This is a genomic window from Streptomyces sp. NBC_00090, assembly GCF_045160815.1.
Taxonomy (GTDB): Bacteria; Actinomycetota; Actinomycetes; order Streptomycetales; family Streptomycetaceae; genus Streptomyces.
Window position 1 is genome coordinate 2873870 of record NZ_CP108224.1, and the last position, 23771, is coordinate 2897640.

Annotated in this window: 20 protein-coding genes; 9 read left to right on the top strand and 11 right to left on the bottom strand. The window is 73.2% G+C overall.

Features of this window, described 5'->3' with window-relative positions; translation table 11 throughout:
• Window positions 1-114 precede the first annotated feature (114 nt).
• Entirely contained in the window at window positions 115-690 is a 576-nt protein-coding gene (locus OG361_RS12695; RefSeq protein WP_405853424.1) for a TetR/AcrR family transcriptional regulator, read from the top strand.
• 216 nt (window positions 691-906) lie between these two features.
• Here the strand turns inward: OG361_RS12695 and OG361_RS12700 are convergent, their stop codons facing one another.
• Window positions 907-1704, bottom strand: a complete 798-nt coding sequence (locus OG361_RS12700) for an NAD(P)-dependent oxidoreductase (protein WP_405853425.1) — start codon at window positions 1702-1704, stop codon at window positions 907-909.
• 73 nt (window positions 1705-1777) lie between these two features.
• Here OG361_RS12700 and OG361_RS12705 point away from each other — a divergent pair, with 73 nt between their 5' ends.
• Together OG361_RS12705 and OG361_RS12710 are read left to right on the top strand one after the other, a co-directional pair.
• The gene (locus OG361_RS12705; protein WP_405853426.1) at window positions 1778-2689 is read left to right on the top strand and encodes a LysR family transcriptional regulator; all 912 of its coding nucleotides are present in this window, start codon (window positions 1778-1780) and stop codon (window positions 2687-2689) included.
• 8 nt (window positions 2690-2697) lie between these two features.
• Window positions 2698-3411 carry a carbon-nitrogen hydrolase family protein gene (locus OG361_RS12710; protein WP_405853427.1) on the top strand — a complete coding sequence of 238 codons (714 nt, stop codon included), beginning with the start codon at window positions 2698-2700 and terminating at the stop codon, window positions 3409-3411.
• Between the two features lie 260 nt (window positions 3412-3671).
• Here OG361_RS12710 and OG361_RS12715 read toward each other — a convergent pair whose 3' ends face one another.
• A complete protein-coding gene (locus tag OG361_RS12715) occupies window positions 3672-4889 on the bottom strand; it encodes an RNA-guided endonuclease InsQ/TnpB family protein (protein ID WP_405862214.1) in 1218 nt (405 codons plus the stop codon).
• Window positions 4890-5036: 147 nt separating this feature from the next.
• On the opposite strand from OG361_RS12715, the gene OG361_RS12720 reads away from it, so the two are divergent.
• Entirely contained in the window at window positions 5037-5324 is a 288-nt protein-coding gene (locus OG361_RS12720; protein ID WP_405853428.1) for a hypothetical protein, read from the top strand.
• Window positions 5325-5372: 48 nt separating this feature from the next.
• Here the strand turns inward: OG361_RS12720 and OG361_RS12725 are convergent, their stop codons facing one another.
• The 5 genes from OG361_RS12725 to OG361_RS12745 form a co-directional block, all read right to left on the bottom strand.
• The gene (locus tag OG361_RS12725; protein WP_405853429.1) at window positions 5373-6185 is read right to left on the bottom strand and encodes a pectate lyase; all 813 of its coding nucleotides are present in this window, start codon (window positions 6183-6185) and stop codon (window positions 5373-5375) included.
• An 11-nt stretch (window positions 6186-6196) separates the two neighbouring features.
• Window positions 6197-7051: an EI24 domain-containing protein gene (locus tag OG361_RS12730; protein ID WP_405853430.1), complete on the bottom strand. Its 855-nt coding sequence runs from the start codon at window positions 7049-7051 to the stop codon at window positions 6197-6199.
• 30 nt (window positions 7052-7081) lie between these two features.
• Entirely contained in the window at window positions 7082-8881 is a 1800-nt protein-coding gene (locus OG361_RS12735; protein WP_405853431.1) for a protein kinase domain-containing protein, read from the bottom strand.
• A 123-nt stretch (window positions 8882-9004) separates the two neighbouring features.
• Complete coding sequence (locus OG361_RS12740) at window positions 9005-9427, bottom strand: organic hydroperoxide resistance protein (RefSeq protein ID WP_384578091.1); 423 nt, start codon at window positions 9425-9427, stop codon at window positions 9005-9007.
• A gap of 63 nt (window positions 9428-9490) precedes the next feature.
• Entirely contained in the window at window positions 9491-10510 is a 1020-nt protein-coding gene (locus OG361_RS12745) for an NADP-dependent oxidoreductase (protein WP_405853432.1), read from the bottom strand.
• A 105-nt stretch (window positions 10511-10615) separates the two neighbouring features.
• On the opposite strand from OG361_RS12745, the gene OG361_RS12750 reads away from it, so the two are divergent.
• Window positions 10616-11050, top strand: coding sequence for a MarR family winged helix-turn-helix transcriptional regulator (locus tag OG361_RS12750; RefSeq protein WP_405853433.1), 435 nt, complete (start codon window positions 10616-10618; stop codon window positions 11048-11050).
• Window positions 11051-11114: 64 nt separating this feature from the next.
• On the opposite strand, the gene OG361_RS12755 is transcribed toward OG361_RS12750, so the two are convergent.
• Window positions 11115-12020, bottom strand: coding sequence for a hypothetical protein (locus tag OG361_RS12755; RefSeq protein ID WP_405853434.1), 906 nt, complete (start codon window positions 12018-12020; stop codon window positions 11115-11117).
• 284 nt (window positions 12021-12304) lie between these two features.
• Between OG361_RS12755 and OG361_RS12760 the strand changes: the two genes are divergently transcribed.
• From OG361_RS12760 to OG361_RS12775, 4 genes are all read left to right on the top strand, one after another.
• Window positions 12305-13366: a rod shape-determining protein gene (locus OG361_RS12760; RefSeq protein ID WP_405853435.1), complete on the top strand. Its 1062-nt coding sequence runs from the start codon at window positions 12305-12307 to the stop codon at window positions 13364-13366.
• A 130-nt stretch (window positions 13367-13496) separates the two neighbouring features.
• On the top strand, window positions 13497-15023 hold the full coding sequence (locus OG361_RS12765; protein ID WP_405862216.1) for a GAF domain-containing protein: 1527 nt from the start codon (window positions 13497-13499) through the stop codon (window positions 15021-15023).
• A gap of 189 nt (window positions 15024-15212) precedes the next feature.
• On the top strand, window positions 15213-16448 hold the full coding sequence (locus OG361_RS12770) for an MFS transporter (protein ID WP_405853436.1): 1236 nt from the start codon (window positions 15213-15215) through the stop codon (window positions 16446-16448).
• A 62-nt stretch (window positions 16449-16510) separates the two neighbouring features.
• Window positions 16511-18043, top strand: a complete 1533-nt coding sequence (locus OG361_RS12775; RefSeq protein ID WP_405853437.1) for an acyl-CoA synthetase — start codon at window positions 16511-16513, stop codon at window positions 18041-18043.
• Between the two features lie 136 nt (window positions 18044-18179).
• On the opposite strand, the gene OG361_RS12780 is transcribed toward OG361_RS12775, so the two are convergent.
• From OG361_RS12780 to OG361_RS12790, 3 genes are all read right to left on the bottom strand, one after another.
• Window positions 18180-21890, bottom strand: coding sequence for a S8 family serine peptidase (locus OG361_RS12780; protein WP_405853438.1), 3711 nt, complete (start codon window positions 21888-21890; stop codon window positions 18180-18182).
• A gap of 165 nt (window positions 21891-22055) precedes the next feature.
• Window positions 22056-23318: an MFS transporter gene (locus OG361_RS12785; protein WP_405853439.1), complete on the bottom strand. Its 1263-nt coding sequence runs from the start codon at window positions 23316-23318 to the stop codon at window positions 22056-22058.
• Complete coding sequence (locus OG361_RS12790; protein WP_405853440.1) at window positions 23315-23761, bottom strand: GNAT family N-acetyltransferase; 447 nt, start codon at window positions 23759-23761, stop codon at window positions 23315-23317. Before OG361_RS12790 ends, OG361_RS12785 begins: the two co-directional genes overlap by 4 nt.
• Window positions 23762-23771 lie beyond the last annotated feature (10 nt).

A 23771-nucleotide genomic window follows, 5' to 3' on the forward strand; every position in this document is an offset into this window, starting at 1 on the left:
CGATGGCCCCATCGTGCACCCACCTACCTGTAGATCGGTAGGTGAAGTTACTGTTCTGTTATTTTCACTGGAACGGTACGGTCTCGGGAGGACGTCCGAGAGGGGGCCGCGGCGATGGTGCGGGCCAGGAGCGAGGAGCGGCGCGCGGAGATCCTGCGCGCCGCCCTCGAAGTGATCGCCGAGCGCGGCTACCGGGGCGCCACCCTCGGCTCCGTCGCCGAGCGCGTCGGGCTGACCCAGCAGGGGCTGCTGCACTACTTCCCGACGAAGGAGACGCTGCTCATCGCCGTCCTGGAGGAGCGCGACCGCTGGGACACGAGCGGCGGCCGGGACCGCGAGAACTGGCGGCTCGACCTCATGGAGTCCCTCGTCGAGTACAACGCGATGCGGCCGGGGATCGTGCAGACCTTCTCCGCCCTGCTCGGGGAGAGCGTCACGGACGGGCACCCGGCGCGGGAGTTCTTCACCGAGCGGTACGGGCAGGTGCGGTCGAGCATGGCGGACGTGCTCCGCCTGGAGTTCGGCGAACGGCTGCCGAGCGGGCTCACCCCCGAAGAGGTCGCGCCGCTCCTGACGGCGGTGGTGGACGGGCTCCAGTACCAGTGGCTCCTGGACCCGTCGGCGGTGGACATGCCGGCCGCCTTCCGGGACTTCCTGCGGCTGCTGCGCGGGGACGAGAAGCGGCCGTAAGAGGCGTTCTGTCGCACTGAGTTCGGGTGCGGGGCCGACGGGATTCGAACCCGCGGGGTCCGGCCGCCAGGTCCGGCGACCGGCCGCTCTCCCCGGGCGTGGGGAACCTCCGCCGCCCGGCTCCGCAATCGACCGTGCTCTGCCACGGCCCCACACCCTGCGGGACCGCGCGATCCCGCATGCACCGGAGTGTAGGGGCTCGACACCGGTCGCCCGCTAGCGGATTACGGCCGCCAGGTCCCGGTCCCGCAGGGACGGATCCTCGGTCAGGGCCGCGTGGACGGCCTCCAGTACGGGCAGCTTCGCCACCGCCGTGGCCAGGGCGACGTCCTTCGCGGCGAGGGCGACCGGGAAGTGCACGCCGGTGGCGGTGGCCCGGCCGACCGCGCCCGCGAGCGGGCCCGTGGCGAGGGTGCGCAGCGCGAGCTCCCGGGGCAGGCCGAGGGAGCCCGCGAGCGCGAGGGCCTCGCCGATCAGGGCGACGCCGCCGATCACGGTGTTGATGAGGACCAGCTTCAGGGCGGCGCCCGTGCCGGGGCCGCCGCACGCGGTGGTCTCGCCGAGCCGGTCGAGGACGGCGGCGACGGGGGCGGTGTCGCCGCCCGCGAGGATGATCAGCTCCCCGGCGGCCGCCCGGTCCACGCTGCCCATGACGGGGGCGTCGATCAGGGTGACCCCCTCGGGGAGGCGGGCGGCCAGCGCGCGGACGGTGTCCGGGCCGACGGTCGAGGTGTCGATCCAGTGGGTGCCGGGGCGCAGCGCCGGGATCAGCTCGTCGGCGACGGCGAGGGCGGCGGCCGGGTCGGCCAGCATCGTGAGGACGACGTCGGCGTCGCGGACGGCCTCGGCGGGGCTCGCGGCGCGGACGGCTCCGGCGGCGACGAGGGTGTCGGCCTTGGCGGCCGTGCGGTTCCAGACGGTCAGCGGGTGTCCGGCGTCGAGCAGGCGGCGGGCCATGGGCAGGCCCATGGTGCCGAGGCCGAGGAAGGCGATCTTCTGGTGGCTGGTGTCCATGCGTTCGACGCTAGGGGGACGCCTGGCATGCGACAAGCGAATGTCCGGCATGGGCGCCATGCAGAATGGGCATGTGAATGGTCATGTGCTGTACGAGGTCTTCCTCGCCGTCGCCCGCGAGGGCTCCTTCACCTCCGCCGCCCGCGTCCTCGGCTACACCCAGTCGGCCGTCTCGCGCCAGGTCCAGTCCCTGGAGGACGAGACGGGTGCGGTGCTCTTCGAGCGGCTGCCGCGCGGGGTGCGCCTGACCGAGGCCGGCCGGGTGCTGCTGCCGCACGCGGAGGCGGTACGGGACCGGCTGTCGGCGGCCCGCGCCGAACTGGCGGCGCTGCGCACCCTGGAGGGCGGTCTGCTCCGGCTCGGCTCGTTCTCCAGCGCCAACGCGGCGCTCGTCCCCCGCACCCAGGCCGCGTTCCGCGACCGCCATCCGGGCGTCGCCGTCACGCGTGTCGAGGGCCCGTCGGTGAAGCACCTGGCGCAGCTCGCCGCCGGTGAGCAGGACCTCGCGGTGGTCAGCCCGGCGCTCGCCGCTCCCCCGCCGGAGGGCGTGACGCTCCATCACCTCCTCGACGAGCCGATGCTGGTGGCCCTGGAGCGCGGCCATCCCCACGCGGGGCGGCGGGCGGTGCGGCTTGCGGAGCTCGCCGACGAGGAGTGGATCGTCGGGGCCGAGCGGCTGGAGGACACCCTCTTCCGGCCGGCCGTCGCCGCCGGGTTCCGGCCGCGCACCGGGCTGATGGCGCACGACTGGATCGCCAAGCTCGGCGCGGTCGCGGCGGGTCTGGGCATCACCCTCGTACCGGCGCTCGCGGCGGCGGCCGTGCGGCGGGACGTCACGCTCGTCACGATCCACCCTGACGACGTCCCCTACCGCCGGATCTGCGCCGCGACCCCGCCGGCCCCGACCGTGGCGGCGACGGCCTTCCTCGGACAGCTGCGGGAGACGGCGGAGTCGCTGCGGGGGGCCCTGGGAGGTGCGGGATGATGGCGGTCATGATCGTCGCAGCCACGCAGTTCGCCCCGGTCGCCGGGGACATCGACGCCAACGTCCGTACGATCGCGGGTCTCGTCAGGGCCGCCGGGGCCGAGGGGGCCCGGGTGGTCGTCTTCGCCGAGCTCTGCCTGAGCGGGTACGAGCCGTCGCTGATCCGAGACACCCCCGCTCTCGTCCTCACCGAGGACGACCCCCGGCTCGAAGCCGTACGGGAGGCCTGTCGCGCGGTCTCGGCGGCGGCCGTGGTCAACGGTCCTGTACGGACGGCCGACGGGCGGACCGGGGTCACCACGCTGGTGATCGGGCCCGACGGCGGGCTCCTCGCCCGCTACGACAAGCAGCACCTGTACGGGATCGAGAAGGAGGTCTTCGCGCCGGGCGCGGCCGACGGGCGGTTCGCCCTCGACGGGGTCCGTTTCGCGACGGCCACCTGCTACGACAACCGCTTCCCGGAGCTGGCGGAGCGGGCCGCGGCCGAGGACTGCGCGGTGTACCTGGCGAGTTCGGTGCTCTCCGCCGACAACGACTCGTTCGAGACGGTCTATCCGGTACGGGCCCGGGACTTCGGTCTGTACGTGGTCCTCGGCAACGTCCTCGGGGCCAACGAGGACGGGGTGGGAACCGGCCGGGCCGGGGTCTGGGGCCCGGACGGCGAGCGGCTCGCGGACGCGGGGACGGCCGGGCCGGGGTTCGTGCTCGCCGAGGTCGGCTGAGCTCGGCGAAGGCGAACGCGCCGGAGCCGGGCGGCCGTGGGACAACGGCCGCCCGGCTCCGGGTGGACCGTCACGGGACCCCCGGCCCATGACGGTGCCCCGCCCCCGTTACGGGGCGCTCAGGCCATATCGGGCTGCTGGGCTTGCCGCCGCCCGGGTTGGAGCCCTCGGCGAGCAGGTAGAACCAGTGGTTCTGCGGGCTGGCCGCCGCGTGCACCTCGGTGTTCGAGGTCAACTGGTTTTGACTTCCGCTCCCCGCCCTAACAGGCGGGGATTCCTGCCACGGTCGGCTGACCGTCTCGGTGGGTTCCTGCTTCGCCGCGCTGCGCCGGCACAAGTACCGGTCTTATCTGCGCTCCACAGGCTGACACCGCCAGTCCGGCGGCCTTGGCGATGTTGACCGCCGCGTTGATGTCCCGGTCCAGGACCGTCCCGCAACCCCGGCACTCCCATACGCGGACGTGCAGGGGCTTGGGGCCGTCTTTGACGCCGCACACGCAGCACACCTGGCTGGTGGGTTCGAAGCGTCCGATGCGGATGAAGGTCCGGCCGTACAGCGCGGCCTTGTACTCCAACATCGCAACGAACGACGCCCAGCCGGCGTCGTGCACGGACTTGGCCAGACGCGTACGGGCGAGTCCCTTGACCGCCAGGTCCTCCACCGCCACCGCTTGGTTCTCGCGGATGACCTTCGTGGAGAGCTGGTGGTGAAACTCACGGCGCGCGTCGGCCACCCGCGCGTGCGCGCGGGCGACCTTGACCCTGGCCTTGTCCCGGTTGTTGCTGCCTTTCGTCTTCCGACTCAGGTTCTTCTGGGTCTTCTTGAGCTTCTTCTCCGCCCGGCGCAGGAAACGCGGAGCGTCGATCTTCGTACCGTCGGAGAGGACCGCGAAGTGCCCGAGGCCGAGGTCGATACCGGCGACCGGTTCCGCACCGGGAAGCGGGTCCGGATCAGTCTCCACGACGAACGACGCGAAGTACCGGCCGGCCGCGTCCTTGATCACCGTCACGGTGGACGGCACCGACGGAAGGGCTCGGGTCCACTTGACCCGAACGTCCCCGACCTTCGGGAGCGACAGGTCGCCGCCGGGCGTGACCTTCCACCGGGCGTTCGCGGTGAACCGTACGGCCTGCCGATTGTCCTTCCGGCCCTTGAACCGGGGTGCGCCCATCTGCGGACGCTTGCCCTTGAGGCCGTCGAAAAAGTTCCGGTACGCGGTATCCAGGTCCCTCAACGACTGCTGCAGGACGACGGCCGAGACCTCGCCGAGCCAGGTCCGTTCGGCGGTTCTCTTCGCTTCGGTGATCAGCAGCTTCGACAGGTCGCCGGCCTTCGGGAAGGGTGCTCCCTCGACGCGGGCGGTCTCACGAGCCCGAAGGGCGTCGTTGTAGACCACCCGCGCACACCCGAAAGCACGGGCCAGCGCAGCACGCTGAGGCCCGTTCGGGTAGAGCCGGAAGGAGTACCGAAGCTGCATGACGATCACCGTACGATCATCGACCCACAATCCGATATCGGAACATTCGTTCCAGTCGTCACCGCGCGTTCGGCTTCCGCGTGTACGGTCCAGCCTGCGAGTCAGAGCACTCCTCGGGATCGCTTCAACCCCACACTGCGGCACCGGGTGGCCGACCGGAAGATGCACTACGACCTGATCGCGGCCGGCCGGGCGATCTCGATGAGCCAGCCGACGGCCCCGCCCGCGGCGGGCACGGTGCTGCGCCCGCTGGAGGGCGACCCGGTCATGGGGCGGATCCGGCTGGCCTGGAACCGGGCGGCGGTCCCGGCCCCGCACGCGGAGCTGCTGTACCGGGCGGCGGTCCGGGCCTACCTGGCGAACGTGGACAACAACGCCTTCCACCGGGCCTGGTGGGACGCGCGCCCGGAACTGCACCCGGCCCTCGACGTCTGAGACGGCCGAGGACCGGGGGCCAGGGGGTGTCCTGTCGATCAGGGCGGATCAGTCGTAGGAGAGGTCTCCGGCCGAGTAGCGGCAGGTGGTGCCGTCCGGTCCCGTACCGATCTCCTTGGGCTCCTTGCCGGTGTCGTTGCCGGTGAAGCGGGTGCACGGCTTGATCTTCTTCTTGGCGTCGCCGTGGATCCGGACGTTCCGCAGGGTCGCGGTGTCGCCGTAGTTGGCGTTGACGCCGACGATCGACTTGCCGGGCGTGGTGATGTCGACGTCGTTGATCAGGATCGTGCGCTGGTACTGCTTCTTGCAGTTGCCGCAGGAGCGGACCAGCTTGCCGAAGTCGGCGACCTGGAACTTGTTCACGACCAGCTTGCCCGCGCCGTTGAACTGGAAGACCTTGTCGGACGCGCCCTTCGCGCCGCCGCCGTGGACCGCGTACACGGCCGTCTTCGAGGTGCCCTTGAAGGTGGCGGCGTCCTCGCCGACGTTCTCCCACCAGACGTTCTGCAGGGTGCAGCTGCCCAGGCAGTGGACCCCGTCGGCGGCGGGGGTGCCGATGACCACGTTCTTGAGGGTCGCGCCGTCCTTGAGGACGAAGAGGGGCTTCTGGCTCTCGCTCTGCCCGTCGGAGCCGAGCTCACCGGTGCCGGAGAAGCGCTTGAGCTTGCCGTCGTAGGTGCCCGAGACCTCGATGGTCGTGGCGACGGACGCACTGCCCTTGGCCTGCGGCCAGGCCGCCGTCGCGGCGCCCGCCGGGGCGAGCAGGGTACTGGTGACGATCGCCGCGCCGGTGATGCCGAGGGCGCTCAGGCCGCCGACGACCGCGCGGCGGCGGCCCGTCTTCCGCTTGTGTGACGTCATGGTGCTCTCTCTCAGTGGGGGAGGTGGTGCACCCCCTGGTCGCCACCGAAGGGAGGAAGGTTGCCGCCCACGTGATCGTTTCTCTTGGAGGCGCCGTTCCGGCCGTCGCCGTCCCGGTCGTCGCCGGCCGTCTCGCCGCGCAGGTCACGGGCCATCAGGGTGGCTCCGGCGACGGCTCCCGGCATCAGGAAGACCGCGACGAACGGCACCAGGAAGGCGAGGGTCAGCGGCACGCCGAAGCCCAGGGTGACCATGCGGCGGCCGCGCAGCAGACGGAGGCGCTCCTTGAGCTCGACACCCCGGCGCTGGAGGGCGACGGCCGCGAGCTCCTCGGCGAGGAAGAAGCCGGAGACGCAGAAGCCGAGGACGGGGACGACGGTCTGGCCGATCACCGGGATGAAGCCGCAGGCGAAGAGCAGGATGCCGTAGAACGCGACCCGCAGCAGTACGCGCAGGCTGTCGCGGGCCGAGATCCACAGCTCGCGCCAGAGCGGGAGCCCGGACTCGGGCACCTCGCCGCCCTCGCTGCGGTCGACCTCCTCCGAGAGGGACTCGTAGAAGGGCTGACCGACGAGGAGGGTGACGGCGGTGAAGGTGATGACCGCGAGGAAGAACCCGAAGACGAAGACCAGACCCGTGAGCGCGCCACGGAAGAGCCCGAGCCACGGCGAGCTCCAGTCGTCGGCGAACGGGGTCGCCCAGGCCGTCAGGTCGTCGGCGCCGTACCCGAGGCCGACGAGCGCGCCCACGTAGAGGACGAACGTCACGAGCCCGGGCAACAGCCCGAATCCGAACCACCGTCCGTGCCGGCCGACCCACTTCTGGCCCTGTACCAGGTATCTGAAACCCACCCCGAGATCACGCATGGGGGTCACCTTACTTGGCTGGTCGGACGGTCAGTCGCCCGTCGAACCGCCGGACGAACGGCCGGACGTACGGAAGGAGTCGAGCGCCGCCGCGAAGTGGCCGCGGGCCTCGCCGGCGCGGCCCTCGGGGGCCGACACCCACACGTCGTAGAGGGTCCCGGCCTGCTCCCAGCAGAGGTCGACGGTGCGCCGGGGGCCCTCGGCGCTGGTGAAGCCGTTCCAGGTGAACTCCCAGCGGGCGGCGGGCAGTCCCTTGTGCCGGGTCTCCTCGACGACGGCGTCGCGGTATCCCGGGTTGTTCCGGGGGCCGCTCGCGTCGGCGGTCCGCATGGCGCCGATCGCCCCGCCGGACGGGACCGCCCGGATCCTGATCCCGACCCAGACGGCGCCGTCCGCCGTCGTGTAGAAGACCCGCTCGCCGTCGGTCGAGCGCCGCGCGCCGGCGGGGACGGCGAGGGTGAAGCCGCGCTCGTCGTCGACCGCCGTGTAGCCGTCCGGTACGGGGCCGGGCGCGGGGGCGGGGGGTGCGGAGCCGGTCGGGGGCGCTGTCGGGGCCGCGCCCGCCGTCCGGCTTCCCGGACCGGCCGGGCCCGCGCCCGTCGACGGCTCGTCCCGGCCGGCGATCAGGACGGCGGCCGTCACCGCGCCGACGCAGGCCGCGACGGCCGCGGCGACGAAGGGCAGCACGAGGCCGCTCCGGCGCCGGGCCCCCTTGCCCGGCCGGGCGGGGAGGGCGTCCCGTACGTCGTCCGGTGCGGCGGGTCGTGGGGCGGCGGCTTCCGGGGTGGCGGCCCATGGGGTGTCGGATCGCGGTGTGTCCGCTTCCGGGGCGGCGGCCCATGGTGTGTCGGCTCGTGGTGTGTCGGCTCGCGGTGTGTCGGCTCGCGGTGTGTCGGCTCGTGGTGTGTCCGCTTCCGGCGGGGCGGCGGACGGCGAGGGCTCGCGGGAGGTCGGGGTGTACGCGCCCGGCGCCGGTGGCGGGGGCACGGGCCCGGCCGCCGGGGTCTCCCCCGTGACGCACGCGGCGAGCATCCGGCGGGCCTCGGCTGCGCCCAGGCGTCGGTCCGGGTCGCGTTCGAGGAGGCCGCGGACGACGGGGACGAGCGGTCCCAGCCGCTCGGGCGGCCGGATCTCCTCGTACACGATCGCGTGCAGGACGGCGCCGAGCGAGTCCCGGCGGAAGGGTGACGCGCCGGTCGCCGCCGCGCACAGGAGCGCGCCGAGCGACCACAGGTCGGAGGCCGGTCCGGCGTCCCCGCCCTCCATGCGCTCCGGCGCGGTGTACTCGGGGGTGCCGACGAAGACGCCGGTCCCGCTGAGCGTCGTGGCGCCGGGGAGGCTGGCGATGCCGAAGTCCGTCAGTACCGCCCGGCCGGTGCCCTTCTCCAGGAGGACGTTGGCCGGCTTCACGTCCCGGTGCAGGACGGAGCGGGCGTGGGCGGCGGAGAGCGCGTCGAGCAGGTCGAGCCCGAGCCGCGCCGTCTCCCGGGGCGACAGCACGCCGCCGGGGGTGGCGAGCCGGTCGGCGAGCGAACCGCCGTCGACGAGCTCCATCACCAGGGCGGGCCGTCCCTCGTGCTCGACGACGTCGTGGACGACGATCACGTGGGGATGGCGGATCCGGGCGACGACCCGCGCCTCGCGCAGGGCGCTCGCCGGATCGGCGCCGGTGTCGATCGCGAGCGTCTTGACCGCGACGGCGCGGCCGAGCAGTTCGTCGGTGGCCCGCCGCACCACTCCCATGCCGCCCTGGCCGAGCCGCTCCCCCAGCCGGTAACGCCCGCCGAGCAGCCCGTGGTCGGCCTGCTCGGGCCCGTTGTGCGACGACACTCGACTCCCCTCGCCCGTCCGTACGCCGGACAGGGTCATGATGCCGCAGCGGCCGTGAACGGAGCGAGGGCCGCACCCCGGTCGGTCGGGGTGCGGCCCTCACTCAGTGTGCCGGTCCGGAGCTCAGACGGCGAGCTCGACCGTGATGTTGCCGCGGGTCGCCTTGGAGTACGGGCAGACCTGGTGGGCCTTCTCGATCAGGCTCTTGGCGGTCTCCGCGTCCACGTTCGGGATGGTCGCGGAGATCTTGACGATGATGCCGAAGCCGTCGTCGTTCTTGCCGATGCCCACCTCGGCGGTGACCGTCGAGCCGGACACGTCGGCGTTCTCGTTGCGCCCGACGACGCCCAGCGCGCCCTGGAAGCAGGCGCTGTAGCCGGCCGCGAAGAGCTGCTCGGGGTTGGTGCCCGCACCGGAGCCGCCCATGGCCTTCGGCGGGTTGACGACGACGTCGAGCTGACCGTCGTCGGTGGCGACCCGGCCGTCACGGCCGTTCTCGGCGGTGGCGACGGCGGTGTAGAGAACGTCGGAGTGCTGGATGGACATGCTGGTGATTCCTTCGTCAGTTCGCCGCGACTCGCGCCCACGATCGCGACGGCTGAGGGAAGACTAGCGGGTCACCGAGACGATCATCTTTCCGGTGTTGTCCCCGCGCAGCAGTCCGAGGAAGGCGTCCACGCCGTTCTCGATGCCCTCGGCGAAGGTCTCGCGGTGCTTGAGCTCGCCGGAGCCGAGCCAGCCGCCGACCTCCTGGACGAACTGGTTCTGCAGGCCGTAGTGGTCGCCGACGAGGACGCCCTGGAGACGGAGCCGCTTGCCGATGATCATCGCCATGTTGCGCGGGCCGGGGACCGGCTCCGTGTCGTTGTACTGGGCGATCATGCCGCAGATGGTGGCGCGGCCGTGCACGTTGAGCGAGGAGATCGCGGCTTCGAGGTGGTCCCCTCCGACGTTGTCGAAGTAGACGTCGATGCCGTCCGGGGCGGCCTCGCGGAGCTGGTCCTTGACCGGGCCGTTCTTGTAGTTGAAGGCCGCGTCGAAGCCGAGCTCCTCGACGAGGAACTTCACCTTCTCGTCGGAGCCGGCGGAGCCGATGACGCGGGAGGCGCCCTTGAGCCGCGCCATCTGGCCGACCTGGCTGCCGACGGCCCCGGCCGCGCCGGAGACGAAGACGGCGTCGCCCTCCTTGAAGGAGGCGACCTCGAAGAGGCCCGCGTAGGCCGTGAGCCCGGTCATGCCGAGCACGCCGAGGTAGGCGGAGAGGGGGGCGAGCTCGGGGTCGACCTTGGTCGCGTGCTGCGCCGGGACGTCGGCGTACTCGCGCCAGCCGAGGCCGTGCAGGACGTGGTCGCCGACGGCGAAGCCCTCCGCGTTGGACGCGACGACCTCGCCGACCGCGCCGCCGTCCATGGGGTGGTCCAGCTTGAACGGAGGGATGTACGACTTCACGTCGTTCATCCGGCCGCGCATGTACGGGTCGACGGAGAAGTGCAGGTTGCGCACGAGGATGCGGCCCTCGGCGGGCTCGGTCACCGGGATCTCACGCAGGGCGAAGTCCGCGGCGGTCGGCCAGCCGTGCGGACGGGCGACGAGGTGCCACTCACGGCTGGACACGGGAAGAACGGACATGAGCACGACCTCCGAAAATACTTCAGACAACAAAAGATTCACTGACTGAAACAACCATGCGCCTCAATATTTCATGTTGTCAAGTATCTGGGTAGGATGATGCCCATGGCCACCTCACGCACGGACCCCCTGACCCTCGAAGTCGTCGAGCTGATCGGCACGGTCGTGGCGCGCTACTACGAGGAGTACGAGCAGGCGGCCGCTCAGCACTCGCTGACCGGCGCGCAGGCCCGGGTCCTCGGGCTGCTCTCGCTCGATCCGCTGCCGATGCGCAGGATCGCCCAGAAGCTGAAGTGCGAGCCCTCCAACATCACGGGGATAGTCGACCGCCTGGAGGCCCGCGGCCTGGTGGAGCGCCGCCCCGACCCGGACGACCGCCGGGTCAAGCTGGCCGTCCCCACGGACGAGGGCCGGGACACCGCCCGCCGGCTGCGCGAGTCGCTGGACTTCGCCCGTGAGCCCCTCGGCGAGCTGACCGAGGTCGAGCGGACCCTCCTGCGGGACCTGCTGAAGCGGATGCTCGGCGAGGACGCGGTCTAGGAGGACACTCCTGGCGCGGCCGGACCGGCCGCGCAGCACCGCTGGGCAGACGCACCACCGCGGGTCAGACGCACCACCACAGGAAACGGGTGCAGGTCGGCGTCGGGGTCGGGGTGGGGCTCGGGCCCGTCGTCGCCGTCGCCGTTCCGGACGGGGAGCCGCTCGGCGTGGGCCCGGTGGCCGTGGACGTCGGCGTCGCCGTGCCCGAGGCGGACGGCGTGCCGGAGGACGGGACGCCGGGCGTGGTGGGCGGCGCCTCCGTGCGGGTGGGCGACGGCGAATCCGCGGGGGCGCCCGCGGCCCCCTCCCCCGTACCCGAACCGGTCCCGCCGCCGGAACCCGAACCCGTGCCCGTACCCGAATCCGCTCCGGAGCCCGTACCGCCGCCGGAGCCCGCGCCCGTGCCGGTACCGACCTGGCGCTGGCGGGTGGGCGCGCTCGTGCTCGGCTCGTCCGTGACCGGGGACGGGCCGGAGCCGTCCGGCTGCTCGGGGCTCTCGGAGGGGGTGGGCGGCAGCGAGGTCTCGACGACCTCCTCCTCCTGGACGGCCGTGGCCGCGCCCCTCGCCTCCGGCTCGTCCAGCGCCACCTTCAGCACGCCCAGCGTGCCGGCCGCGAGCACCAGGCCCACCGTCCCCATCAGAGCCGTACGGCCCCGGCGCCCCCGCGCCCGTCTGCTCCCGCGCGAGGCGGACCGGCCCCGCGCGGCGGTGCGGGCGGCGCGGCGGCCGCCCGTGGCGGGGCGCGGCGGCTCGACGACGTCCAGCTCGTAGACGTGCTCGGGCTCGACGACGTCCGGCTCGTAGACCTGCTCGGGCTCGACGACGTCCAGTTCGTAGACGTACTCGGGCTCGGCGGGCGGAACGGGCACGTGGGGGGTCTCGTACCGCAGTTCCTCGACGGGGGTCCCGCACCCGGCACAGGCGAGGGCCCCGTTGAGATGCCGCCGGCACGCGTGGCAGTAGTCCATGGGGCCCGCAGGCTATGCGGCCCGGTGCGGCGGCAGGTAGGCGCCGAGGTGAGGATCCTGTGAGGAAACCGCAGGTCGTCGGCGGTGCGTCGTGATTCTCCCGCTTCGGGAAGGATCGTCTCGCGGCCCGCCCGGAGGCAGTCGACGCCCTCCGGCCGCCCTCTCCGGAGGCCCCGGGCGGCTCATCCCAGCGCGCGCCGGGCCCGGGGCGGTCGCACGATGCGAACAGGACCGCAACGCGAAACACCTCGCCCGTGCCAGCACCGCATCCCGGAGGATCCGCCGTGACCGTCAGCCTTGAGCAGCTGCGCCGTTGCCATGTCGCCGTCGACCTGGGGGCCGCTCGCACCCGGGTCTTCGTCAAGGGCGCCGGCCTCGTCGTCGACGAGCCGAGCGTCGCCGCCGTCAACACCCGTACCGGAGCACTGATCGCCGTCGGCGCGCTCGCGGAGAAGATGACGGGCCGCACCCCCGACTACATCCGGGTCGCCCGCCCGGTCTCCGGCGGCACGGTCGTCGACATCGAGATGGCGCAGCGGATGCTCCGTCACCTCCTCGGCGAGAAGCTCCGCCGCCAGCTGCGCCGCAAGCCGCGGCTGCGCGCGGCGGCCTGCACCCCGCACGACAGCGACCCGCTCGCGCAGCGCGCGGCCGTGGAGACCCTCGTCGGGCTCGGGGCGCGCCGGGTCGAGCTGGTCGACACCCTGATCGCCGCGGCCGTGGGCTGCGGGCTCCCGGTCGAGCAGCCGACCGCCACCATGATCATGGTGTGCGGTGCGGCGACCACGCAGGTCGCGGTGCTCTCGCTCGGCGCGATCGTCACGGCCGAGCGGATCCCGATCGGCGGCGACGCCATCGATCACGCCGTCATCCAGCACCTGCGCCACCACCACGAACTGATGCTGCCGAGCCAGTCGGTGCGCCCGCTCCAGCTCGCCCTCAGCGGCAACGGCCTGACGCCGCACGGCCCGGCCTCCACGGAGATCCACGGCCGGGACGTCGCCACCGGCCTGGCCCGCTCGGTGATCGTCGACACCGCCGCCGTACGGGAGGCGATCCACACCCCGCTGACGGCGGTCCTCGACGGGCTCGGCAAGGTGCTGCGCGACTGCCCGCCGGATCTGGTCGCCGACCTGGCGGACCGCGGGATCATGATGGTCGGCGGCAGCGCCCTGCTGCCGGGCCTCGACCAGATGCTGCGCGAGGCGACCGGGATGCCGGTCCACATCGCCGAACGGCCGGACGTGTGCGCGGTCCTGGGCCTCGGCGCGATGCTGGAGGGCAAGGTCCAGCCGATGATCCTCGACCCGCTGTCGGTGCGGAACCCGCTCGCCGACGCGGAGTGATGATTCGAAATCGACCTGTTCGTACGGTGATGAGACCATGACGATCATGGACGAGGACACGGCTGACGCGGAAGGCACAGAGGCCGCGGAGGGCGCGAAGGGCACAGCGTCCACAACGGCCACGGAGGTCATGGAACGCCCCGAGGTCGCGGACGAGGACGGCCCGCGCCTGCCCATGCTGCTCGAAGCGGTCCTCAGCGTCGGCACGGACCTCGAACTCCGCGCCACGCTCCAGCACATCGTGGACTCCGCCACCGAGCTGATCGGGGCCCGCTACGGGGCGCTCGGGGTCGTCGACCCCGAGCGCCACCGGCTCACCGAGCTCTTCACCTCCGGCATGACGGACGAGGAGCGGCGGCGCGTCGGCCGCCTCCCCGACGGCCGCACGGGGCTGCTCGGCGCCCTGGTCCAGGACCCGCAGCCGCTGCGGCTCGACGACCTGACGGCCGATCCGCGCTCGGCCGGAGTCCCCGAGGGCCACCCGGAGATGCACTCCTTCCTGGGCGTCCCGATCCGGGTGCACACCCAGGTCTTCGGCAATCTGTACCTCACCGAGAAGCGCGCGGGCCGCTTCACGGAGGAGGATCTCGCGCTGCTCCGGGTCCTCGCCTCCCAGGCCGGGATCGCCATCGGCAACGCCCGGCTGTACGAGACGACCCGGCAGCGGGAGCGCTGGATCGAGGGGGCGGCGGCGGTGACCACCGCGCTGCTCACCGGCGCGTCCGCGGAGAACGCCCTGATGACCGTCGCCGAGCGGGCCCGGATCCTCGCCGACGCCTCGGCGGGCGTGGTCCTCCAGCCCACCCCGGAGGGCGGGATGGAGATCGTCGCCGCCTCGACCGACGACGACCCCGGCGATCTGGTCGGCACGGCGATCGCGCCCGGCTCCCCCGTCCTCGTCCAGCTCCTCGGCGGGGAGCCCGTGTTCGTCGAGGACTCGGCGACGGATCCCCGGATGACCACCCATGTCCGGTCCCGTTTCGGCCCGTCGATGATGCTGCCGCTGCAGAGCGGCGGGAGGCTCATCGGCACCCTCGCTCTCCCCCGGCGGCGCGGCGGCCCGCCGTACTCGGCGGTGGACCGCCTGCTGGCCTCGCAGTTCGCCTCGCAGGCGGCGCTCGCGCTGGTCCTCGCGGACGCCCGGCACGACCGGGAGCGGCTCGCGGTGTTCGAGGACCGGGACCGGATCGCGCGGGACCTGCACGACCTGGTCGTCCAGCGGCTGTTCGCGACGGAGATGATGCTGGAGTCCACGCGGCGGCGGGCGGCCGGCTCCTCCGAGGAGGACGCGCTCCTGGGCCGCGCCGTGGACGAGCTGGACTCGACGATCCAGGAGGTCCGCACGACGATCTTCGCGCTCCAGCAGCCCCCGGCGGACGCGCCGACCTCCTTCCGGGGCAGGGTGCTGCGCGAGACCGCCGGAGCCGCTGCCCTGCTCGGTTTCCAGCCGTCCGTGCACTTCTCCGGGGCGGTCGACACGCTCGTGGAGGAGGAGACGGCCGGGAAACTCCTCGGTGCCCTGCGCGGGGCGCTCGCGGCGGCCCACCGGCGATCCGGGATCACCGCGATCACGGTCGAGGTGACGGCCGGCGGCGACGGGGTGCGGCTCCTGGTCGAGGACGACGGGACCCCGCCGACCACGGTCGCCTGGCCGTAGGTGGCCTGGACGTGGGTGGCCTGGACGTGGGTCGCCCGGCCGTAGGTGGCCTGGCCGTGGGTCGCCCGGCCGTACGTGGCCTGGCCGTAGGTGGCCCGGCCGTGAGGACCGGGCTCCCCGACGGCCCCCCTCTCCCCGTACGGAGCAGTCCGGCGCGCCTCGGCCCCTGCGCGGATCTTGACTGGAGGGGTGGACACCGAGACCAAGCCCCCGACCGCGGCTGCCTACCGCAACCTGGTGACGGCCACCATCGGATTCACGCTCACCTTCTGGGCGTGGGACCTGATCGCGCCGATCGCCGGCTGGTACGGCGACCGGCTCGATCTCAGCTCCTTCCAGCAGTCGCTGCTCGTGGCGGTGCCCGTCCTGGTCGGCTCGGTCGGCCGCATCCCGGCGGGCGCCCTGACCGACAGGTACGGCGCGAAGCTGATGTTCCCGGTCGTCTCGGCGCTGACGATCGTCCCCGTCCTCCTCCTGATCGTCGCCAAGGACAGCTACGCCCTGATGCTGGTCGTCGGCTTCCTCCTCGGCCTGGGCGGCACGACCTTCGCCATCGGCATCCCGCTGGTCAACTCCTGGTTCCCGCCGGCCAAGCGCGGTCTGGCGCTCGGCGTGTTCGGCATGGGCATGGGCGGTGTGGCGCTCTCCGGCTACTTCACCCCCCGGATCGCCGAGCACGGCGAGAACCTCCCCTTCATCGTGGTGGCGGTCGCGCTCGCCGTGTACGCGGTGCTGGCCGCCCTCCTCATCACCGACCGCCCCGACCGGCCCGTGCCCACCGCCTCCCTCGCGACCCGCCTCGGCTCGGCGGGACGGCTGCGGGTGACCTGGGAGCTGTCGGCGCTGTACGCGATCGGCTTCGGCGGCATCGTCGCCTTCGGCGTCTACCTGCCGACGTACCTGAAGACCTGGTACGAGCTCGACCCGACGGACGCGGGCACCAAGGCCGCCGGCTTCGCCCTGGTCACGGTCGTTTTCCGGCCGATCGGCGGCTGGCTCTCGGACCGGGTCCACCCGGCGCTCGTGACGGCCGTCGCCCTCGGCGTGGTCGCCCTCTTCGCGATCGTCCAGGCCTTCGACCCGAAGCTGAACCCGGGCGGCACGATCGCCCTCCTCGCCATGGCGGCCGGCCTGGGCACGGCGAGCGGCTCCGTCTTCGCCCTGGTCTCCCAGGTCACCCCGCAGGCCCAGGTCGGCAGCGTCACCGGCATCGTCGGCGCGATGGGCGGCCTCGGCGGCTTCGTGCCGCCGCTGGTGATGGGCGCGATCTACAGCGCCAAGGACTCGTACTCGATCGGTTTCATGCTCCTCTCCGACCTGGCGCTCGCGGGCTCCGTGTACGCGTACGGGCGGATGCGCGGGATCCGGCCGGGCGGGGAGGAGCCGGAGCCCGAGCCGACGAAGCTCACAGCGCGCCGGCCCTGACGGGCGGGCAGAATTCCTCCCGGCAACCCTCGACCTCGACATCGACCCGAGGAGTACGACCGGTGAGTGCGCTCTTCCCCGCCCTGGACGCCCGTTCCCTGACGGGCGGGCCGGATCCCGGCCGGCCCGCGCTGCGCTGCGGCCCGGACACGCTGACGTACGCCGGACTGGCCCGGGCCGCCGGCGCCCTCGCGGCCCGGATCGGGGGCACGGAGCGGGTCGCCGTCTGGGCCACGCCGAGCGCGCACACGGCGGTCGCGGTGGTGGCCTCGCTGCTCGCGGGCGTGCCCGCCGTACCGCTCAATCCGCGGACGGGCGAGCGGGAGCTTGCGCACATCCTCGGCGACAGCGCGCCCGGCGCGGTGCTCGCGGGGCCGGCGGACGAGCTGCCGGCCGGTCTCGCGGGGCTCCCCCGGATCGACGTGGAGCTCGCCCCTGCCGACGTGCCCGCCGTGGCGGAACCGGCCGACGGGTACACGGGGACGGAACCGGCCGGCGGGCCCGCCGTGGCGGAACCGGACGACGCCGAGTCCCCCGCCCTGATCGTCTACACCTCCGGCACCACGGGCCCGCCGAAGGGGGTCGTGCTCTCCCGGCGGGCGATCGCCGCCTCCCTCGACGCCCTGGCCGGGGCCTGGGCGTGGACGGCGGACGACGTCCTCGTGCACGCGCTGCCGCTGTTCCACGTCCACGGGCTGATCCTCGGGATACTCGGCCCGCTGCGGCGGGGCGGCGAGGTACGGCACCTGGGCGCGTTCTCCGTGGAGGGCGTGGCCCGGGAGCTGGGCGCCGGGGGCGGCACGATGCTGTTCGGCGTGCCGACGATGTACCACCGGATCGCGGACGCGCTCGGCGAGGACACCCGCCTCGCGGAGGCGCTGGCGGGGGCGCGGCTCCTCGTCTCGGGTTCGGCGGCGCTGCCGCTCCACGACCACGAGCGGATCGCGGCGGCGACGGGCCGGACGGTCGTCGAGCGGTACGGCATGACCGAGACGCTCATGAACACCAGCGTCCTGCCGGGCGGCGAGCCCCGGCCGGGCACCGTCGGGATCCCGCTCGCGGGGGTCGACCTGCGTCTGGTGGACGAGGACGGCTCCGTACTGGCCGGGCCGAAGGGGCTCGACGGGGAGACGGTCGGCGAGGTGCAGGTGCGCGGCCCGAACCTCTTCTCCGGCTATCTGAACCGGCCCGAGGCCACGGCGGCGGCCTTCGACGGCGACTGGTTCCGCACCGGTGACATGGCGGTCCGCGAGGCGGACGGCTCGGTGCGGCTGGTGGGGCGCAGGGCGACCGACCTGATCAAGAGCGGCGGCTACAAGATCGGCGCGGGCGAGATAGAGAACGCGCTCCTCGACCACCCGGGGATACGGGAGGTGGCCGTCACCGGCGAACCGGACCCGGACCTGGGCGAGCGGATCGTGGCCTGGGTGGTGCCGTCGGACGCGGCGAGGCCCCCGGCGGAGGCGGAGCTCGCCGACCACGTGGCGGGGCTGCTCTCCCCGCACAAGCGGCCCCGGGTGGTGCGCTACCTCGACGCGCTCCCCCGCAACGACATGGGCAAGGTCCTGAAGAAGGCGCTCCCGAAGGCCGGTTGAGCGGAAGGGCGCACGCGCGAGGACCGAAGCGAGCGAAGGCCGCACACACGAAGGCCGCACGTGCGAAAGACCGCACGCACGAAGGCCGGGCCCCTCTCTCCCGAGGGGCCCGGCCTCACGCGTCGTACGGGGTGCGCTACTTCACGCCGAGCGCGCGGATCAGCTCCTGCCTGACCGCACCGCCCCGGTCGTCGCTCGCGCCGGCCCGCAGCGAGACGGAGCCCGCCCCGGACGGGATCCGGAGCTCACCGCTCCAGGAGGCGCCGCGCCACGAGGGCTTGAGGGCGACCTTCGTCCAGCTCTTGCCCTCGTCGTAGGAGACCTCCAGGGTGCCGCCGGTGATCGTGCCGGTGTCGGCCGCGCCCTTCACGTACTCCGCGAAGGTCCGTACGGGCACCCGGCTGCCGGCCCGGACGTCGCCGTCGAGGTCGGTGTCCAGGTCGAAGCCGAGGTTGAGCATCGGCAGGTAGGTGATCCGGTCCTGCGGGGTCTCGGCCGAGCGGAAGGTCCACTCGGAGTGGCCCTTGGTGGCGAGCCGCCAGCGGGCCGGGTCGAGCGCGGTGTCGGTGACGACCTTGTACGTCGCCTCCTCCGCCGGGGCGTCCCAGGCGTAGGCGCCGGAGCTCATCTTCCGGTCGACGCGGACGCCGTCGACGTACACCTCGGTGAACTGGGTCATCGAGTCGTCGCCCCACACGTTGCCGAAGCCGGTGTGGTCGGTGCCCGAGTCGCCCCAGCCGGGGGTGTTGAAGCGCAGGTCGTTGCCGGACCGCTGCTGGCCCCAGCCGAGGCCGGTGCCGAGCCACGGGTGCCAGACGGGGCCGAACCAGTCGAGGTCGACGCGGCTGCCGCCCCGGTAGGACGGGGTGCCGCCGCGCTCCTCCAGGGAGTCGCCGAGGTCGACGGACTCGTGCCAGTGCTGGCCCGTACCGGTGGAGACGTACTCGGTGCGCTCGGTCGGGAAGGCGATCCACTCCTTGAAGCCGAAGCCGATCGGGAAGGTGTCGGTGATCGAGTAACGGAACTCCCCGCCCAGCTCCGCGCGCTTGGTCGGCGCGTGGAAGGTGGAGCCGATCGTGGCCAGTTCGTCCTCGTCGGGCCGGAAGACCAGGTCCTTGCCGATGGCGCCGGGGTGTCCCTCGGAGAGGTCGTACGTGTACGGGGTGAAGCGGGTGCCCGTCAGGTCGACGCGCTGACCGCGGGCCGCGCCGGCCGCGAGCCGGTTCGCGTCGGCCGTGTTGACGGTGGCGACGGCCAGCGGCCGGTCCTCGTAGTCGGCGGTGCCGAACCACTTCATCAGCCGGCCGGGCCGGTCGTCGGTGACGAACAGGGCCTTGGCGCCCGCGTCCTGGGCGGTCTGGGCGAGCTGCGCCGGGTCGGCGCCCTCGGTGAGCCGGACGAGGACGGCCTTGCCGGTGACGTTCTTGCCCGCGTACTCGGCGGGGGTGCCGGTGCCCGCGTCGGCGAGGCCGAGGCGGTGGCGGCCTTCGAGGAGGGTCGCGCCGCCCTGCGGGGTGGCGCCGGAGAGCCGGACGCCGTCGACGCTCGCCTCCACCATGGGCTTGCCGAGGCGCCAGACGGTCCGGTACTCGAAGGTGCCGTCGGCGACCGGGGCGGTGGGCGCGGCGAAGAGCGAGTCGTAGGTCGGCGGGACCTGGACGATGTCCGTGTAGGAGGTGCCGTTCGCCTTCCGGTCGTACTCCATGAGGAGCTGCCGGGACTCGGTGCGCTTCTCGACCTCGGCGCGGATCTCGCGCAGCTGCCGTCCGTCGAGGGTGATCTCGCGGTCGCGGTCGAGGACCACCTCCGGGGAGGCGAGGAAGCCGAGGCCGAGGGAGTCCTCGCCGTGCGAGCCGCGTACGTCGAGGAAGGTGTCGACGGTGTAGGTGCCGGGCTTGAGGCGCAGCTGGAGGGTGCCGGAGTCGCCGACGCCCGCCGGGAAGGCCTGCTCGCCCTCGGCCAGCTCCATGAGGCCGAGGTAGGCGGCGGTGGGGGCGCCGTCGCGGTCCTTGACGTGGACCGTGAGGGTGTAGCGCTCCTCCTCCTTGACCAGGCCGAGCGCGGTGTGCGCGACGGGCGCGCCGCCGGTGGTGGCGGTGATCCGGCCGGAGGACTGCCCGACGGGGGCCTTGGTGCCGTCTCCCGTGACGGTGGTGCTCGCGGAGCCGTGGGCGGGGACGGTGAGGGTGGTGTCGGCGAGGGCGGCGACCCCGGCCGGCATCCCCTCGACGGCGAGGTCCAACTCGACGGGCGTGTCGGAGGAGTTGCCGTACGTGACGGTCCTGGTGACCGGCTTGCTCTCCTCGTACGGCCAGGAGACGAAGCCGAGGTCGGCGGAGCCGGTGGCGGTGACGTTCGCGGAGATCGCGGCGGCCACGTCGACCCGGCCGGCGCCGAGCGCGTACGCGGAGGCGTCGAGCGTCTTCGACGAGGACATGAGGGCGCTCTTGAGCTGGGCGCCGGTCCAGTCGGGGTGCTTCTCGGCGAGCAGCGCGGCGACACCGGCGATGTGCGGGGTCGCCATCGACGTACCGCTCAGGGAGGTGTAGAGGCCGCTGCCGGTGACCAGCTGGGAGCGGGCGGCGAGGATGGAGACGCCGGGGGCCGACAGGTCGGGCTTGAGGGCCTGGTCGCCGTAGCGGGGGCCCTGGCTCGTGAAGTAGGCGGCCTCGTCGGCGGAGTCGACGGCGCCGACGGTGAGCGCGGAGTCGGCGGCGCCGGGCGAGCCGATGGAGCCGGGGGCTCCGGAGTTTCCGGCGGCGATGACGAAGAGGGCGCCGGTCTCGGCGGTGAGGGTGTTGACGGCCTGGGCCATCGGGTCGGTGCCGTCGCTGGGCTCGCGGGAGCCGAGGCTCATCGAGACGATCTTCGCGTCGATGTCCTTGGCGGCCCACTCCATGCCGGCGATGATCTGCGACTCGGTGCCGGAGCCCTCGTCGCTGAGGACCTTGCCGACGGCGAGGGTGGCGCCGGGGGCGACGCCCTTCTCCTTGCCGTCGGAGCCCGCGCCGCTGCCGCCGACGGTGGAGGCGACGTGCGTGCCGTGGCCGTTGCGGTCGGCGACCTCCTGGCCCTCGATGAAGGACTTGGACTCGGCGACCCGGCCGCCGAGGTCGGGGTGGGCCAGGTCGGCGCCGGTGTCGAGGACGGCGACCTTGACGCCCTTGCCGGTGAGCCCGGCCTCCCAGGCCTTCGGGGTGCCGATCTGGGCGTTGGACTCGGCCATGGCGGCCTCGACGCGGCCGTCGAGCCAGACCTTGCCGGGGGCGGCGGCGCGGGCGTTCGGGGCCTGCGAGGTCTTCGAGGCGGTGAAGCCGCGCCAGAAGGCGGCGGGGTCGGTGGCCGTGACGGCCGCGCCGCCGATGCTGGGGAGGGCGCGGACGGTCTCGGCGCCCCGGGGGGCCGCCGCGGTCCGGGCGGAGCCGGCTCCGTACGTGACGATCAGCGGCAGTTCGCCGGTGATGCCCTGCTCGACGAGGCCGGTGACGTCGAAGAGGCGCGGGTCGAGCGCGCCGGAGGCCAGATAGGGGCGGGCCTCCTCGGGAACGACCGTGACGCGTCCGTCGACGACCTGGCTGCGTATCGCGCCGGTGGCGCCCTCGGCCCGGTCGACGGTGACGGTCTGCTTTCCGTCGCCGAGGTCGGCGAGGGTGACGCGGTCTCCGGTGACGAGCGTGACGGTGGCGCTCGTGCCCGTGCCCTTCGCCCCGGTGAAGGTGGCGGGTACGGGGGTGGTGGCGGTGCCCGGCGCGGCGGCGGTCTGCCCGGCCGAGAGCATCACGAGGGAGATGCCCGCGGCGAACAGCCCGGCCCTCCCTCTGCCGAAGGGGGTGATCCTCGACGTCATCGACGAAACTCCTCGCGGACCCGGGGTCGGGGGTGTTTCCGGGTGCCGCGAGGAGTCTTGGCCCCCGGGGCGGGAGTTGACTCCGGTTGCTCCTGGCGGTTATGTGCCGTGGCGGCCAACCGCCAGGTCAGGAGGGTGGGTTCGGGGCGAAACCCTCACGGAGCCTCATGGAGTGGGGTCGAGTGCGTCGTACCGGCGGAAACGGCGCCCGTACAGGGCCAGCACGCCGACGGCGAGGACGCAGGCGATCCCGCCGCCGGTGATCGCGACGGCCGGCGAGGTCAGGTCGGCTACGGAGCCCGTGAGGAAGTCCCCGAGCCGGGGCCCGCCCGCGACGACCACGATGAAGACGCCCTGGAGCCGGCCGCGCATCTCGTCCGGCGCCGCGACCTGCATCATCGTGTTCCGGAAGATCATGGAGACGGTGTCGGAGTAGCCGGCGAGGGCGAGCAGACACAGCCCGAGCCAGAGGTTCCGGGTCAGCCCGAAGGCGGCGATGGCCGTGCCCCAGCAGGCGACGGCGATCAGGATCGCCTGCCCGTGGTGGCGGATGCGGCCCTGCCAGCCGGACAGGACCCCGCCGAGGAGCGCGCCGAACGCGGGCGCGGCGACGAGGAGTCCGGTGGTCTTCGCGTCGCCGCCGTACCAGAGGACGGCGACGGCGGGGAACAGGGCGCGGGGGTGGGCGAGGATCATCGCGCAGAAGTCGGAGAAGAACGTCATGCGCAGGTTGGGGCGGGTCGCGAGGAAGCGGAGCCCGTCGAGGACGGAGGCCCGCTTGCTCCCGGTCCGCTCCGGAAGCATCGACGGCAGCCGCCACATCGCGTACAGGCTCGCGGAGAAGGCGAGGGCGTCGACGAGGTACGCCGTCTGGTAGCCGGCGACTCCGACGATCAGGCCGCCGAGGCTGGGCCCGACGAGCGTGCCGAAGGTCATCACCATCGAGTTGAGGGCGTTGGCGGCGCGCAGCTGCTCGGGCGGCAGGAGCCGGGGGATCATCGAGGTGCGGGCGGGCGAGTTGAGCGCGGCGCACACGGCCTGGAGGGCGACGATCCCGTAGAGGAACCAGACGCGGTGGAAGCCGGCGAACGCGGCTCCGGCGAGGGCGATCGAGAGGACCGCGGAGCCGAGGGCGCTGGCGAGCCCGAGCTTGCGGCGGTCGACGGTGTCGGCGACGGCGCCGCCGTACAGGCCGAAGACGACGAGCGGGACGAGGGAGAAGAGACCGACGAGCCCGACGGAGAAGGGCGAGCGGGTGATCTCGTACACCTGGAGGGAGACGGCGAGGGCCGTCATGCCCTGGCCGACCCAGGAGACGGTGCTCCCGAACCAGAGGCGGCGGTAGTCCGCGGAGGTCCGCAGCGGGGTGAGGTCGGCGAAGACCTTGCGGCGGTCGCCCTGTTCCTGTGGCTTCTCGGCGGTGGTCACGCGACGTCGTACCGCAGCACGGGGCGGTCCCAGAAGATCCGTCCGGTGGCCGGGACGGTCCCGGTGGGGACGGCGCCGGTGCGCAGGTAGAACTCCTCGGCGGGCGGATGCGCGACGACCCGCACGGAGCGGAGTCCGGCCGCCCTGGCCTGCCCGGTCATGTGCTCCATCAGCAGCCGCCCGATGCCGAGCCCCTGGGCGGCGTCGGCGACGAAGGCGAGGTCGAGCTCGGCCTCGTCGAGGAGGAGGGCGTAGAACCCGAGCACGCGGTCGTCCTCGTCGACGGCGACGAAGACGGGGTGGTGCTCGATGTACGCCCCGCCGACCTGGTACCCCGCGACCATGGGGGCGTAGTCGCCCCGGTAGGCGGCGGATCTCCGGACGAGCCGGGTGAGCCGCTTGGCGTCGTCGGCGACGGCGCGGCGGACGGTGATGTCGGGCATGGAGCGAGTA